The organism is Bacillus sp. 22190, from assembly GCF_052045575.1.
GTDB lineage: Bacteria > Bacillota > Bacilli > Bacillales > Bacillaceae > Bacillus > Bacillus altitudinis.
The window spans coordinates 105,625-118,923 of record NZ_JBQEPF010000004.1; the positions used below are offsets into that span (position 1 = coordinate 105,625).

The 13,299-nt window shown below is 39.9% G+C and carries 18 protein-coding genes; 9 read left to right on the plus strand and 9 right to left on the minus strand.

Going from position 1 to position 13,299, the window contains the following annotated elements; genetic code table 11:
* Positions 1-45: 45 nt before the first annotated feature.
* Positions 46-372 (minus strand): hypothetical protein, encoded by a 327-nt coding sequence (locus ACTJKA_RS07055; RefSeq protein WP_025207030.1) that lies wholly within the window; start codon positions 370-372, stop codon positions 46-48.
* A 135-nt stretch (positions 373-507) separates the two neighbouring features.
* On the opposite strand from ACTJKA_RS07055, the gene ACTJKA_RS07060 reads away from it, so the two are divergent.
* Complete coding sequence (locus ACTJKA_RS07060) at positions 508-1,323, plus strand: enoyl-CoA hydratase (protein ID WP_268439109.1); 816 nt, start codon at positions 508-510, stop codon at positions 1,321-1,323.
* Positions 1,324-1,358: 35 nt separating this feature from the next.
* On the opposite strand, the gene ACTJKA_RS07065 is transcribed toward ACTJKA_RS07060, so the two are convergent.
* A complete protein-coding gene (locus ACTJKA_RS07065; RefSeq protein WP_008348907.1) occupies positions 1,359-1,547 on the minus strand; it encodes a YhzD family protein in 189 nt (62 codons plus the stop codon).
* 173 nt (positions 1,548-1,720) lie between these two features.
* On the opposite strand from ACTJKA_RS07065, the gene ACTJKA_RS07070 reads away from it, so the two are divergent.
* From ACTJKA_RS07070 to ACTJKA_RS07085, 4 genes are all read left to right on the plus strand, one after another.
* A complete protein-coding gene (locus ACTJKA_RS07070; protein WP_440607664.1) occupies positions 1,721-2,935 on the plus strand; it encodes a metallophosphoesterase family protein in 1,215 nt (404 codons plus the stop codon).
* A 16-nt stretch (positions 2,936-2,951) separates the two neighbouring features.
* On the plus strand, positions 2,952-5,738 hold the full coding sequence (locus tag ACTJKA_RS07075; RefSeq protein ID WP_268357547.1) for an ATP-binding protein: 2,787 nt from the start codon (positions 2,952-2,954) through the stop codon (positions 5,736-5,738).
* Between the two features lie 62 nt (positions 5,739-5,800).
* Positions 5,801-6,754: a 3'-5' exoribonuclease YhaM gene (yhaM, locus tag ACTJKA_RS07080; protein ID WP_007497151.1), complete on the plus strand. Its 954-nt coding sequence runs from the start codon at positions 5,801-5,803 to the stop codon at positions 6,752-6,754.
* Positions 6,755-6,861: 107 nt separating this feature from the next.
* Positions 6,862-7,092, plus strand: coding sequence for a sporulation YhaL family protein (locus tag ACTJKA_RS07085; protein WP_017360318.1), 231 nt, complete (start codon positions 6,862-6,864; stop codon positions 7,090-7,092).
* 53 nt (positions 7,093-7,145) lie between these two features.
* Here the strand turns inward: ACTJKA_RS07085 and ACTJKA_RS07090 are convergent, their stop codons facing one another.
* Positions 7,146-8,021, minus strand: coding sequence for a peptidylprolyl isomerase (locus ACTJKA_RS07090; protein ID WP_007497153.1), 876 nt, complete (start codon positions 8,019-8,021; stop codon positions 7,146-7,148).
* Between the two features lie 161 nt (positions 8,022-8,182).
* Between ACTJKA_RS07090 and ACTJKA_RS07095 the strand changes: the two genes are divergently transcribed.
* Both ACTJKA_RS07095 and ACTJKA_RS07100 read left to right on the plus strand, forming a co-directional pair.
* The gene (locus tag ACTJKA_RS07095) at positions 8,183-8,269 is read left to right on the plus strand and encodes a YjcZ family sporulation protein (RefSeq protein WP_008361129.1); all 87 of its coding nucleotides are present in this window, start codon (positions 8,183-8,185) and stop codon (positions 8,267-8,269) included.
* A 145-nt stretch (positions 8,270-8,414) separates the two neighbouring features.
* Positions 8,415-8,504, plus strand: coding sequence for a YjcZ family sporulation protein (locus ACTJKA_RS07100; RefSeq protein WP_017360317.1), 90 nt, complete (start codon positions 8,415-8,417; stop codon positions 8,502-8,504).
* Positions 8,505-8,557: 53 nt separating this feature from the next.
* On the opposite strand, the gene ACTJKA_RS07105 is transcribed toward ACTJKA_RS07100, so the two are convergent.
* Positions 8,558-8,743, minus strand: a complete 186-nt coding sequence (locus tag ACTJKA_RS07105) for a hypothetical protein (RefSeq protein WP_072368131.1) — start codon at positions 8,741-8,743, stop codon at positions 8,558-8,560.
* An 82-nt stretch (positions 8,744-8,825) separates the two neighbouring features.
* Positions 8,826-9,344 carry a DUF3267 domain-containing protein gene (locus tag ACTJKA_RS07110; RefSeq protein WP_007497155.1) on the minus strand — a complete coding sequence of 173 codons (519 nt, stop codon included), beginning with the start codon at positions 9,342-9,344 and terminating at the stop codon, positions 8,826-8,828.
* Positions 9,345-9,578: 234 nt separating this feature from the next.
* Between ACTJKA_RS07110 and ACTJKA_RS07115 the strand changes: the two genes are divergently transcribed.
* Positions 9,579-9,923 carry a YhaI family protein gene (locus tag ACTJKA_RS07115; protein ID WP_440607665.1) on the plus strand — a complete coding sequence of 115 codons (345 nt, stop codon included), beginning with the start codon at positions 9,579-9,581 and terminating at the stop codon, positions 9,921-9,923.
* Here ACTJKA_RS07115 and ACTJKA_RS07120 read toward each other — a convergent pair.
* On the minus strand, positions 9,901-10,515 hold the full coding sequence (locus ACTJKA_RS07120) for an HTH-type transcriptional regulator Hpr (protein ID WP_008348891.1): 615 nt from the start codon (positions 10,513-10,515) through the stop codon (positions 9,901-9,903). The genes ACTJKA_RS07115 and ACTJKA_RS07120 overlap by 23 nt on opposite strands.
* A 187-nt stretch (positions 10,516-10,702) precedes the next feature.
* Positions 10,703-11,059 carry a YtxH domain-containing protein gene (locus ACTJKA_RS07125; RefSeq protein WP_007497160.1) on the minus strand — a complete coding sequence of 119 codons (357 nt, stop codon included), beginning with the start codon at positions 11,057-11,059 and terminating at the stop codon, positions 10,703-10,705.
* A 128-nt stretch (positions 11,060-11,187) separates the two neighbouring features.
* On the opposite strand from ACTJKA_RS07125, the gene ACTJKA_RS07130 reads away from it, so the two are divergent.
* The gene (locus ACTJKA_RS07130) at positions 11,188-11,379 is read left to right on the plus strand and encodes a hypothetical protein (protein ID WP_008348888.1); all 192 of its coding nucleotides are present in this window, start codon (positions 11,188-11,190) and stop codon (positions 11,377-11,379) included.
* Between the two features lie 47 nt (positions 11,380-11,426).
* On the opposite strand, the gene ACTJKA_RS07135 is transcribed toward ACTJKA_RS07130, so the two are convergent.
* Positions 11,427-11,945 carry a tryptophan transporter gene (locus tag ACTJKA_RS07135; protein ID WP_008348886.1) on the minus strand — a complete coding sequence of 173 codons (519 nt, stop codon included), beginning with the start codon at positions 11,943-11,945 and terminating at the stop codon, positions 11,427-11,429.
* Positions 11,946-12,070: 125 nt separating this feature from the next.
* The gene (gene serC, locus ACTJKA_RS07140) at positions 12,071-13,150 is read right to left on the minus strand and encodes a 3-phosphoserine/phosphohydroxythreonine transaminase (RefSeq protein WP_007497164.1); all 1,080 of its coding nucleotides are present in this window, start codon (positions 13,148-13,150) and stop codon (positions 12,071-12,073) included.
* Positions 13,151-13,299 lie beyond the last annotated feature (149 nt).

Genomic DNA, 13,299 nt, shown 5'->3' on the forward strand with positions numbered 1-13,299 from the left:
TAGGTTTTGTTTTTCATATAGTGAGTACGGATGAAATAAAATGAATCAGTCGAGGTAATTTGATTGGTACATAATGGGGATCGCACACTTCATTTCTAAAAAACATAAATCAATAGATAACGCTGTGGTTGATGCAAGCTTTACAAGAAAAGCTTTTGAAGCGCCCATTGATAACCTCTGTTTTAACAGAAGAGATGCGGCATGTTTTTTTGAAAATGGAGGTGTCTTCACAGCATTGATTTCTTCATCATAAATCGATGGAGAAATCAGGCTGGGTGTGCTCGCTTCTGCTTGTGAAGCAAAAACGACATTTGAAAAGGGAGAAAACATGACGATGCAGCTAATCAATATACATATGGAACTTCTTATCAATCATTCTCCCCCTTTCATATGATGTTTTATTTCTTATTTTACTATATAAAAATATATTTCTCGTTTCAACAATTATGCTTATTTTAGTATCAGTTGATCTTGAAATTTTTTATGTAGAGGAAAAGGAATTACTTGATGGAAATTGAAGTAAGTGATGAGCTTGAAAAGAAAGAGGGGGAATGGATGATGACATATATCAATTGTCAGGTAGATGGGGATATTTTTGAAATCGTTTTCAATAGGCCTGAAGCGTATAATTCGTTTCATGTTGACATGTTTGCTGAATTGAAGGAAGCGTGTGATAGAGCGAGTGAGAGCAGTGCGAAAATTGTTGTACTCAAGGGGATGGGCAAAGGGTTTTCAGCAGGCGGAGATATTGGAATGATGCTAAAGCAAGATCGTGAAGAAGATTTTCATCGCGTGATGGATCTGATCGAGGGAATTACACTTTCTTTAGCCAGTATGAAAAAAGTGACGATTGCACTTGTCCACGGGGCAGCGGCTGGTCTTGCTTTTAGCTTTGCTCTTAGCTGTGACTATTTGTTTATGCATCAAGATGCTAAACTTGCCATGAACTTTAATGGAATCGGGTTAATCCCAGATGGCGGAGGGCATTTTTTCCTCACCAAAAGAGTTAGTGAGCAAACCGCTAAACAATTGATTTGGAGCGGGCAAAAGCTGCCGGCTGAAGAAGCGCTCAAGCTTCGCCTTGCAGACGGCGTGTTTCAAGATGAGGTGGATACGTATCAGAAAGCGTGCGTCAAGACGTTTTTAAATATGCCGCTTCAAGCCTTTGTTGAAACAAAGATGATTTATTTTCAGCAGTCAGAATCACAGCTGTTAGCCGTTCTTCAAAAAGAGCGTGCTGCACAAGCTAGACTGAGACAAAGCCGTGATCATCAGGAGGGTGTTCAAGCGTTTTTGGAAAAAAGACGTCCTGTGTTTCATTAAATAGAAGAATGAATGGCCGGCGGATGCCGGCTTTTTTAACGTTCAAATAAAAGAAGTTTACCTGCATCATTTACGAGCCGGTGAGAATGCTTTGTGTATTGTTGTTCGATTAAACGATGACGTCCTAATTCTTTTGCTTTTTCATCACTATCTGTGGTGATTTTTTCGTTTAATAAGGTTTCACCTGACGAATCAAATACAGTCAAAAAGTAGGTTTTCTCCATCTCTGATCTTCCCTTTCTTCTTGTTTTTTAATGAATTATACAAGGAGGAAGTTAAAACCTCTTTTTTTACCCCTAAAAATGTGTTTTTTAGAATAAGAGCGATAGAACGTGCATTCGTAAAAACGGCGTGATAAAATATGGATAACTACAGTAACGTACAAGGAGATAGACGTTTGACGAAGCTCACTTTTATTCATGCCGCAGATCTTCATTTAGATAGTCCGTTTGCGGGAATGTCCAATATACCGAACCGAATTTTTAAGAGGTTGAAAGAAAGTACATTTCAAAGTGCCAAGAACATGTTTGAACTTGCAATTGATCGAGAAGTAGACTTTATACTGCTTAGCGGAGATCTATTTGACGAATCGAATCGCAGCCTAAAAGCACAACTTTTTTTAAGAAATCAGTTTCTTCAGCTGCAATCACACGGGATTGAAGTGTTTATTATTTATGGTAATCATGATCATTTAGGTGGTGAATGGACACCAATTGAGTGGCCAGAGAATGTTCACGTTTTTTTGAGCAGTACGCCAAGTGAGCAAGCCTTTTATAGAGAAGGTCAGCTTGTGGCAAGTATTTACGGGTTCAGCTACAAAGAGCGGGCTGTCCATGAAAATATGACACCTTATTATGAAAAAAAAACAGATGCCCCCTATCATATTGCCATGCTTCACGGCACATTAGCAGGTCAAGAAGGGCATGATGCGTATGCACCATTTCAGCTTCAGCAGCTTCTAGCGCGGGATTTTGATTATTGGGCGCTTGGACATATTCATAAGCGGGCTCTTCTGCATGAAGATCCAATGGTGATCTATCCTGGAAACGTGCAAGGAAGACATATAAAAGAAACAGGAGAGAAAGGCTGTTATGTCGTTTACCTATCTGAAGATGCTCAAAGAGCGGAGTTTATGAGCTGTTCAGATGTCATCTTTGAGACATTGACTATAGATATCACGCATACCGCTCATATGACCGATCTTGTGATACTTGTGGACAAAAAGATGAGTGGACTGAAAGAGAGAGGTGTTCCTCATTTTGTGAAAATCGAACTAACTGGCGATGCTCCTGCTTATATGGAGCTCACGCAGCTTGAAGTGCTTGAGGAGCTGATGGCTGTTCTTCATGAACAGGAGGAAGATGAAGACTTGTTCGTTTGGGTGATGTCGATTGACTGCCGGACACATGAAGATGCCGTCTATCCAGAAGATTCTTTTTTGACAGAACTAACAGCAGAAATTGCCGAGTTTGATGCGTATGATGAGCTGCTTTCACCGATCAAGCGTCATCCAACCTATAGAAAGGCAGGAAGAGCATTTACAAAAGAGGACGAGATCGATATTAAAGAAGAGGCACAAAGGCTGCTGGCAGAACAGCTGAAGCAATTATGAGAAAAGGAGAGGTATGATGAAAATACGTTCACTCCATATTGCGAATTTCGGGAAATTTTCCAATCAAACCTTCCACTTTTCTGATGACGGTTTTCAGTTAGTTTATGGCCTGAATGAATCGGGGAAAACGACATTGAAGGCGTTTATTGAATCGATGTTATTTGGTTTTTCCAAAAGCCATATGTATAAGCCAAAGCATGGCTCATTTTATGGCGGGTCTCTTACATGTTTAGATGAAGAATTAGGTGTGATTCATATTGAAAGAACATCTGATCATGGCGGACAAGCTCAGGTGTTGCTGCCAAATGGTGAAGTGAAAGATGAAGCGTTTCTACATGCGATGTTAAAGGGAACGGATCGCAGATTATACCAATCGATCTATTCTTTTGACGTGTTTGGTCTGCAAAATGTACAAGCATTAAATCAAGATCAAATAGGGGAATTTCTACTCTTTTCAAGTTTGTTTGGCTCAGATGCGGCATCCAAAATGGACAGCAGGCTGCTAAAACAGCAGGAGCAGCTTTTTAAACCGAATGGACGTAAGCCTGAATTAAATCAGCAGCTTGATCATGTAAAAGAGCTGTCAGGTAAGTTAAAACAGGCCAAATTGGTAGAAAGTCGTTATACCGCAAAGAAAAAAGAACAAGCTGAATTAACCGAAAAGGTAGAAATGCTTCAGCATGAAATGAGACAGACTGAAGAAGAGATTCAGCTTTTGACGGAACATATTCGACTTTATCCTATGATAGAAAACAAGATAGAGTTAAAAAAAGATTTGGCTAGTTATCCAGAACGAGTCAAACGGTTTAGACCGGAAACCGCGCATGAACTTGATAAATTAGAATCACACCTTCACCCAAAAAAGGCGCAAGTGACGGCACTGAAACAAAAATTAGATCATTTGCAAACGTCGCTCACGCAAGTTCAGCCACTCTATGACAAGGATACGGTATTGGAGATGAAGCGAGTCATAGCTGAATCATCTGATGCTGAACTTGTGAAGAAACGCTTAGCAGAAGGGAAATCAGAGCAGAATTCTTTGAAACAAAAAATAGAAGAAGCATCAGCGAAGCTGAAGTGGCAGCGTCCAATCAAGCTTGACCAGCTGGATGATTCACTTGACTTTGAGTGGGAATTAAAAGAGGCTGTGAGCCAATACGTTCGTTTAATGGATAGGAAAACGCAGCTCGATGACCGGTTTGATCATGCAAGACATGAGCTAGAAGAAGCGGAAACCGCTCTAAAAGGATTAAAGGAACAGCCCGTTAAAGAGCAAGATGCAGAAGATGTCAGGGGCACAAGGGCTACAGTGAAACAGAAGCATTCCAGAGTGTGGTTATTCCCGCTGATGTTCGTGCTATGTGCTATCATTCTCACGGTCTTATTCGTTTTAGCAGAGAGCTGGGTGACGTTACTGTTTGCAGGATTTTCCGTATTTATCTTGATTGCTATTTATCCAGTGCTTAAACAGACTCAGCTGAAGGAAGCAAACGACAGTAACGCCTATCATTCTTTTCAAGTTCAAACAGCTTCAGCTGAAACGCTAGTGAAGCAAAAGGAGCTTTTATACGAAAGAATGATACAGCAATATGAAGACTGGGAGCGGGAACTGGAACCTGTACAGCAGCAAGTAGAAGATATGAGAAGGCAGCTGGGTTTGTCCTCAGAGCTCTCATTCCTTGTGGAAGCTTTCCATATCTTGAAACAATTAAAAGCGAATACAGCGGCATATGAGGCGCTTAACAAGGAAATAGAGATGCTCACACAGCAGCAATCGATCTACGAGCAAAGAGTTTCAGCGCTCATGAGTCTCCTTCAAAGAAAAGAAGGGACCATTCAAGAGAATATCTCAGCTTTTCAAGAGATATTGAAAGATGAGGAAAAAAGAGAAAAAGAACGTCAGACATTGCACGTATCCATTCAACATGTAGAGCAGCAGCTGACAACATTAGAAGGAGAAGTTCAATATTATGAAAAACAAACGGACGAGCTTTTTCGAAAAGTAGAAGCAGCGTCAAAAGAAGATTATCATGTCCTATCTCATCTATCAAAAGAATACCGGGAGCGGCTGTACAATTTGCAGCAGCTGAACCAAGAGCTACACAAAAGCGGTTATATAGATGAGGAAGAGGTCATTGTCCGTAAAGGTTTACGCACTCTTGAGGAGCAGTGTGCACAAGCAAAAAGACGTCTGAATGACATGCAAGAGAATGTGACGAATATGAAAAAACGCTTGGCAGAATTAGCAGTAGAAATACGCCAAATAGAAGCATCAGGTACAGTGTCTGATTTGACTCATCAGCTTGCTGTAGAGCAGGAGCAGGCAAAGCATCTAGCGAAAAAATGGGCGGCTATTCAGCTCGTTCGTTCCGTCATTCGAGAGAAACTCAATGAGCATAAAGAAACGAGGCTACCAGCACTCCTCCAAACAGCTTCCCGATTTATTCAGCTGTTAACGAATGATCGATATGAAGTGATTTTATTTTCTGCCGAAGATGACCGTCTGATTGTGAAACGGAGGGATGGACGCCTATTCCGCCCGGAGGAGCTTTCACAAGCAACATGTGAGCAAATTTATCTCTCGATTCGTTTTGCACTTGCTTTGTCCCACCAGCAAGATTGTCAGCTCCCATTTATGATGGATGACAGTTTCGTTCACTTTGATCATGTCCGTCTAGACAGGGTACTGGAGCTGATGAATGAACTCACTCGTTTTGAAACACAGCTGTTTTATTTCACTTGTCATCATTATATGAAACAAGCTGCGGAAGACGGGCAGATTACTAGTTTAGTAGTGGAATGATTGACAAATTATGACTTATGTTATACTTATATGAGCAGAAACATGGAAGGAGCATTTATTGAATGGCTAAAGGGATCATGACCTATGACGTCGGCGAACAAGTTGACCTGCATTTATTAATTAAATCATCTACTAAAGGGATTGCGAGTAATGGCAAACCATTTTTAACGTTAATTCTTCAAGATCAAAGTGGAGATATTGAGGCGAAGCTATGGGATGCAAAGCAGAATGATGAACTCACATATGCTGCGCAAACCATTGTGAAGGTAGTAGGTGATATTCATCATTATCGCGGAAGGAATCAGCTGAAGCTTAGGAATATACGTCCTGTTGCTGAAAACGAGCAAATCCGCATTGATGATTTTCTTGAAACAGCTCCTATTCCAAAGCACGATATGATGGATACCATCATGCAATATATTTTTGATATGAAAAACCCTAATATTCAGCGTGTCACAAGACATTTGCTGAAGAAATATGGACAGGAATTCGCTGATTACCCAGCAGCTACGAAAAACCATCACGAGTTTGTTTCGGGTCTTGCCTATCACGTGGTATCGATGCTTCATTTAGCGAAATCCATTGTTGATCTATACCCATCACTAGATCGAGATCTTTTATATTCAGGGATCATTCTACATGATTTAGGGAAAGTCAAAGAGCTTTCGGGTCCTGTCTCCACCACATATACAGTAGAAGGGAACTTAATTGGCCACATTTCTATTATGGTGACAGAAATTGCGAAAGCCGCAGAGGAGCTTGGCATTGATTCTGAGGAAATTCTGATTCTGCAGCATTTAGTGCTCAGTCATCATGGAAAAGGGGAGTGGGGTAGTCCTAAACCACCAATGGTGAAGGAAGCCGAAATTCTCCACTATATAGATAATTTAGATGCAAAAATGAACATGATGGATCGTGCGCTTGAGCATGTGAAGCCAGGAGAATATACAGAGCGTATTTTTGCACTAGAGAATCGTTCGTTTTATAAACCAACCTTTCACAATGAATCATCATGATAAAACGCCCGTTTGATGCGGGCGTTTTTTTCATAACTTGTCTTCTTTTCGCATAAGCATGTAACACAAAGGAAGAGAGATTAGTCCTGAAAAAGGAGGGGAAGACAATGTTATTTTTTCCATGGTGGGTATATGCATGTATCATTGGTATTATCTTTTGTGCCTATAAATTAATGACGACAGCCAAAGAGGAGCAAGAGATTGATCAATCCTTTATTGAAAAAGAGGGAGAAATCTTTATCGAACGAATGGAGCAAGAGAGAGAGCGTAGACGTCAAGGACAGCAAATGAAACGATCCCAGGAAACGGCGAAGCATGAGGACCATTCGATTGCATAATCAATAAGAATAAAAAACCCCTTACAAGTTCATGTAGAGGGGTTTTTCGTTCATTATTGGTTTGTTGTTTGTTGTGTGGTTTGCTCAGATTTTTCTTTGAATGTATTTTCAAGTTCTTTATCTTTTACTTTCACATCAGCATCTTTCACCAATTTGTTTAAGATCGTTTGAATTTCATTGTTATCTGCTTGTTTTTGATCAAGCAGTTCTTTTTTCAAGTCTGCTTTCATGTCATCGTATTTACCGCGTTCTTCGGTCTTTTTAATGATATGGTAACCAAATTGAGATTTTACTGGTTTGCTGATTTCATTTACTTTTAGTTTGAAGGCAGCTTTACTGAAGTTCTCATCCATTTGGCCATCTTTTGCGAACCAGCCTACATCGCCGCCTTGTGCTGCTGAAGCAGTGTCAGTTGAATATTCAGATACAAGGTCATCCCATTTTTCGCCTTTATCTAATTTCTTTTCTACTTCATCTGCTGTTTTCTTGTCAGCAACTAAAATGTGGCTTGCGCGGATTTTTCCTTTTAGGTCATCGTAATACGCTTTTACTTCTTTGTCAGTGATTTTGATGTTAGCTTTGGCAGCCTTTTGAGTCAGCAGCTCATATTTTACTTGATCTTTGATGTAATCTTTTCCGAATTCATCTTGAAGTTGTTTTAAACGATCTTCACCAAGTGTCTTTTTATATTCTTCCAATTTCTTATCAATTTCTTTATCTGATACTTTGTATTTGTCAGCAAGAACCTTTTGTTGAACAAGTAGGTTTAAAGCATCTCCACCTGCTTGTTTCTTAAGTGTTGTGTAAAGCTCTTCTTTTGTGACATCTCCTGATTTTGTTGTTGCGATCACTTCTTTGTCACCGCTACTGCATGCGCCAAGAGTTAAAACACTTACTGCTGTTACAGCTGCTAAAGCCATTTTTTTCATTCAAAAAACACTCCTAATCTTTCCAATTTATTTATCATTGCTTGTATCATAACATATTGTGACATGCTGTAAAAAGAAATGCAAATGGGAGGGCATTCGTCTAGTCAAATTTTTGCGACCAACATACACATATATTGATCACAAAAAGGAGGCTGAATTATATGGGAGCAGGATATTCTAATGGGTTTGCTTTATTGGTCGTGCTATTCATTTTGCTGATCATCGTTGGTGCAGCATATCTTTATTAATTAAATCGCTGTTACAGAAAGGAGCCGTCCTGCCATGCGTGCGGGCGGTTCTTTTTTAAAACGATGACAAGTGCCTAAACGTTTTAAAATTTTCTGCATACACTGAGCTTAGAACAGAGGAAGAACTGGCAGGAGGTGTTTTCACATGGGAGGAGAAGTCTTTGCTGGCGGTTTTGCACTAGTCGTCGTATTATTCATCTTATTGATCATTATCGGTGCATCTTGGATTTGCTAATAGATCATCATACACAAAAAGCTGCCATCAAACAGGCAGCTTTTGCTTTGATCTTAAATAGATATGGTAATTTCAACAAATGATGAGATCAGTAAGATCAGTATCGATACATTGATAAAGCGAAACACCTTATCTTGCCGTTCTTCAGGAATCTCTCTGACAAGGCATAATGTATTAGTAAGCCTGTTTATTGAATACACAATAAACGCGGCAAAGACGATGAAGTAAAATAAAACTATCGGAGATCCCCCCTCTCTATGCTATTCCCATACTACATTACCAAATTTTTTATGAAAAAGATAGAAGTTGGCTTTAAAAACCTCATGATGAGGAAGTTGGGTCAACTAAAATATCAAACTCGTCTTGGGCTTGATCAATGATGCATGATTTTGGCGCTTTGAGCAGTTTCCAAGCAAATAAAAAGTCAGGCAAACAATAGCCTGCATGAATACTTGCGATCATGATAAAATAGTGTGCGTACATTGGAAATGCCATTCCTAAAACAAAGTAAACAGGTGAGATGACACAAAACGGGCTGAGCAGTGAGAAAAGCATCACTCTCTTAGGCACGCGCTGCCAGCAATTTCGTTTAAATAACGTCATTTTTTTCTTATGTTTCATGACTGGGATCAAGTGAACCACGCGGTGGACAAGCAATGTCGCAAGTAAAAGCACGACAAAAAGTGGTGCATTGTGACTGCTGAGTCTCGTTTCAGGATGAGTCAGTTGAAAACATAAAAATGCCATAATGAAAAAAAATACAGTAAGACATATGGCTGAAATCATCATTCTCGTATAACCATAATCCTTTTCAAGATTAATGGTCTTCCAACAATTCATTTTTCATCCTTCCAATCTCAAAAAAACTAATTGAATATCTCAAGATAATTTACTCTTCCTGAGGATAAAAATCAATGGTTTTCAAGAAAAAAAATAAATTGTTACATTCATAAGGAATAAAGAGAGGAAACTTTGGGTTTTTCAAGAAAAAAAGACATAAGAGGGAGGTTCGTCTCTTTCGTCAATGAGTAATTTCGGCTAAAATAGAGTGACTAAGAGAAAGAGGGAACGTACATGAGTATTGAGGAACGAATGAGCCAGCTCGAATATTATATGGAACTGTTACTGACGGCGACAGATATGAGCCGTTATCCATATTATGCGCTATTGATCCGGCAGCGTGTATCGAAAGAAGAGGCAAAGGACATTGAGCGTATTTGTGTTGAGCTCTCAGATGAAATGGACAAGCAAAAAGCACAAGGCTACGTCATGTTCGACGATCTCCTTGCGCTGTTTGCGGGACAGTTAATTGGAAAGCTGGATGTTCATGAGACGATTTTTGCTTTGCATGATCAAGGGCTGTTTCAGCCGTTAATGAATGAATTTATAAAGATCATTAAACAATTTGATTTGCTTTAGCCGCTTTTTCCTCTGCTGAGTCTTCAAGTTCTTCAGGCTTTTTCGTGACTTTCCCACGTTCATTCAAAAAGTCCTTCTCAATGTTTGAAAACGATTTCTCAAAAATCTCCATGAAATCCTCACCATAAATGTTTCGGATAATACACATCATTTCTAAAATTTCAGGGAACTTTCCGTAAATGTCATGAAGCGGCTGTGCGCCTTTAACAATACCAGTTCGGGCCGGGTCGTAATCTTCGAGTAGTTTATGGAATGTCTCTTCGCCTTTTGGCGTTAGTTCAATATACGTATTGCGTTTATCGTTTAACTTTTTAGAAAATTTTAAAAATCCTCTTTCCTCTAATTTTTTAGAGAAGTTAAACGCCGTTGATACATGCATGACGCCAAACTTTGCAATTTCTGATATTGAAGCTCCTTTTAATTGATACGCAATCCACAAAATATGATGTTCATTGATATTTAGGTTATACGGTTTGATCCACTGCTGCCAGTCCTTTTCAATGGATTTCCAAAGAGCTTTGCTCAATTGGGCCATTCTTTGACTGAATAAAAGTGCTTCTTTTACATCGAAAGGCTGTTCCGAATGATTCATCCATTTCACCTACTTCTCTTTTTCTTGTAATTCTATTATGCCAATAAAATAAAGATTAATAAAGCTGAAAATTCAAGAATTTTTAAAAGTCATGAAAAACATTGACAAAATAACCTTTTTTCAACAAAAAAAGTGCGGGATACGCACCCCGCACACTTTTGTAAACGAATATTTTTTTGTGAGTATATTAGTTTTGTAAGGTTTTCTCCAGTTGTTTGAGCTTTTCCTCAATTTCCTGAATTTCCTTTTGTAAGTCCTGCTGATGAGGTTTGATTTCCTCGCGCCATTGCTGAATGGATGTTTGCAATTCAGTTCCGACCTCTTTAATGACCTCAGCACTTTCTTTTGCGGTTTCAACAATCTGCTCTTTTAAAGCTTGTCCATCTCTTTTTAATCTTGTCAGCGTATCTTCGAATTTGTCATAGCCGTCTTTCATCTTTCCGCGTACATCTCTGCCAGAAGAGGGAGTCGTCAGGAGCACTGCCGCACCTCCGAGGAGACCGCCTACAAATAATCCTGTTAATAAAGAACGTCCACTAGCCATTCCAATCACCTCTAGTCAAATTTTACACATTCGCATGTTCTCTCTGAGCTGACGATCAGCTTCATTGAACTTCCATACATAGCTTGCTTTATTTTAGCATACTTTTGAAGAAAAGGGAGGGGAGAAGGTTGTCTGTCTTTCTGTTCGTTTTTACGTGTATGTGTGTGATTTTCGCAGGTGGTTCTATTCATTATGTAAGGCAGCTTGGGTATGCGGGGTCTTATCCGCCAAAACATGTATTAAGACAAAAAGCAATTGTGTGTGCAGCAGGTGCAGGGATTTCGCTCTCCATTTTGCTGCTTACCCTTTTTCTTTTATAGAAGCATGAAAAAAACCTCTTCATCCAATGAAGAGGTTCAGTTATTCGTTAAGCGACTTCAATCATTCTTGCGCGCTTTAATATGGACTGAGCAATCGGGAAGACAAATACCATAGCTATCGTATTGATCACAGTTGCTGGCAAGACAACACCTACAAGAAGTGCTGGTAACGCAGCCGGCAGTCCAGTAATCAGTAAAGCGGCAGATAGGAAAATCACGCCTGATACGACGGTCCCAACAGCGGTGAGTACAGCAGTCAGAACGACTTTGTTCTTGATCTTCTGGCAAGATAAGAAAAGGGCTAAGAAGATAAAGGCTGTCACCGGTTTATCAATCATATTTGGAATTTGTCCGCCTGGAAAACCTGTTGTCAAAGCGGAAATGACCCCAGTGACTAGGGCGATCACAACGACATGCTGTACCTTCGGAAAAAGGATGATGCTTAAAAACATCATGACCAGCATCATATCAGGTTTCATTCCGAAAAAGATGGGCGGAAAAATCGTATGCAAAACAGCTCCCATTGCTGCAAGCAATGACATAATCACTAATTCTTTTGTTTTCATTTCTATGCTCTCCTCTGCTAAGCTCTTAGAACTCTCCAATAATATGGCTGATCATTTATTGCAAGAGTCATGACTTTATATTTCTCGTTATTATAACAAATTTATTTCACGATAGAAAAGCCTTTTTACTCATTTTCTTGCTGGAACTTTTTCATAAAGTCCGCAAGCTTTTGGCAGTCTTCTATAGAGACAGCGTTGTAAATCGAGGCTCTACATCCGCCAACAGAACGGTGGCCGGCGAGTCCAACCATTTGTTCTTGTTTTGCTTTCTCCACAAAGGATGCAGTGAGTGCATCATCACGCAGGGTAAACGTGACATTCATATGCGAACGGCTGTCAGCACGTGCATGCCCTTTGTAAAAACCGCCACTTTGATCAATCGTATCATACAGAAGCGCTGCTTTTTGTTCATTGCGTTTTTCTGCTGCTTCTACACCGCCCGCCTGTTTCACATGCTCCAGGACAAGGGACAGCATATAAATCGCAAAAGTTGGTGGTGTGTGATAAAGAGAATTGGCTTTGGCATGTGTTGAATATTTTAAAATTTTAGGTGTGCCGCTTTTTTCTTTCTCTAATAAACGTTTGCGCGCGATCACAATCGTGATACCAGAAGGCCCTAGATTTTTTTGTGCCCCGGCATAAATGAAATCAAATGAAGACACGTCTATTTTTTTGCTGAGAATATCACTGGACATGTCGGCAATAAGCGGGAGTGACGTGTTCGGGAACGTTTTCCACTGAGTACCGAAAATGGTATTGTTCGATGTGATGTGCAAGTAAGCACCGTCATTTAAAACGGACGCATCTACATCTGGAATATACGAATAGTTGTCGTCTTCACTTGAGGCAAACACTGATGTTTCACCAAACCCTTTTGCTTCTGACAAGGCTTTCTCTGACCAAGCACCTGTTTGGATGAAATGAGCCGTTTCGCCTTCATGTAAGAAGTTCATCGGAATCATTGCAAATTGAAGACTTGCCCCGCCTTGTAAAAAGAGGACCTCATAATCTTCTGGAATGTCCATCAATTCTACCAAGAGTGCTTTCGCTTTATTGTGGACTTCTTCATACTCACCGCTGCGATGAGAAAGTTCCATCACAGACATCCCGGTTTGTTTAAAATCAACAAGTTCTTCCTGTGCTTTTTGAAGCACTTCTAGCGGCAGCGCCGCCGGACCAGCATTAAAATTCGTCGTTCGCTTCATCACAATCTCTCCCTATTTCTCGCGTTAATGGATCAAAAGATAAAACCATCCTATCACAAATTTGAAGCATTTGGACAAAAAATTTGAATCGTCCTAAATATCTTACGATTCAGAGGATAAGCTCAGAAAAGAGGCGAAAAAAATAAAAA

Bases quoted from the DNA above. Each gene is read 5' to 3' on its own strand.
- ACTJKA_RS07060 (WP_268439109.1), top strand. From the start codon at position 508: ATGGAAATTGAAGTAAGTGATGAGCTTGAAAAGAAAGAGGGGGAATGG.
- ACTJKA_RS07065 (WP_008348907.1), bottom strand. From the start codon at position 1,547: ATGGAGAAAACCTACTTTTTGACTGTATTTGATTCGTCAGGTGAAACC.
- ACTJKA_RS07075 (WP_268357547.1), top strand. From the start codon at position 2,952: ATGAAAATACGTTCACTCCATATTGCGAATTTCGGGAAATTTTCCAAT.
- yhaM (WP_007497151.1), top strand. From the start codon at position 5,801: ATGGCTAAAGGGATCATGACCTATGACGTCGGCGAACAAGTTGACCTG.
- ACTJKA_RS07085 (WP_017360318.1), top strand. From the start codon at position 6,862: ATGTTATTTTTTCCATGGTGGGTATATGCATGTATCATTGGTATTATC.
- ACTJKA_RS07090 (WP_007497153.1), bottom strand. From the start codon at position 8,021: ATGAAAAAAATGGCTTTAGCAGCTGTAACAGCAGTAAGTGTTTTAACT.
- ACTJKA_RS07095 (WP_008361129.1), top strand. From the start codon at position 8,183: ATGGGAGCAGGATATTCTAATGGGTTTGCTTTATTGGTCGTGCTATTC.
- ACTJKA_RS07100 (WP_017360317.1), top strand. From the start codon at position 8,415: ATGGGAGGAGAAGTCTTTGCTGGCGGTTTTGCACTAGTCGTCGTATTA.
- ACTJKA_RS07110 (WP_007497155.1), bottom strand. From the start codon at position 9,344: ATGAATTGTTGGAAGACCATTAATCTTGAAAAGGATTATGGTTATACG.
- ACTJKA_RS07115 (WP_440607665.1), top strand. From the start codon at position 9,579: ATGAGTATTGAGGAACGAATGAGCCAGCTCGAATATTATATGGAACTG.
- ACTJKA_RS07120 (WP_008348891.1), bottom strand. From the start codon at position 10,515: ATGAATCATTCGGAACAGCCTTTCGATGTAAAAGAAGCACTTTTATTC.
- ACTJKA_RS07125 (WP_007497160.1), bottom strand. From the start codon at position 11,059: ATGGCTAGTGGACGTTCTTTATTAACAGGATTATTTGTAGGCGGTCTC.
- ACTJKA_RS07135 (WP_008348886.1), bottom strand. From the start codon at position 11,945: ATGAAAACAAAAGAATTAGTGATTATGTCATTGCTTGCAGCAATGGGA.
- serC (WP_007497164.1), bottom strand. From the start codon at position 13,150: ATGAAGCGAACGACGAATTTTAATGCTGGTCCGGCGGCGCTGCCGCTA.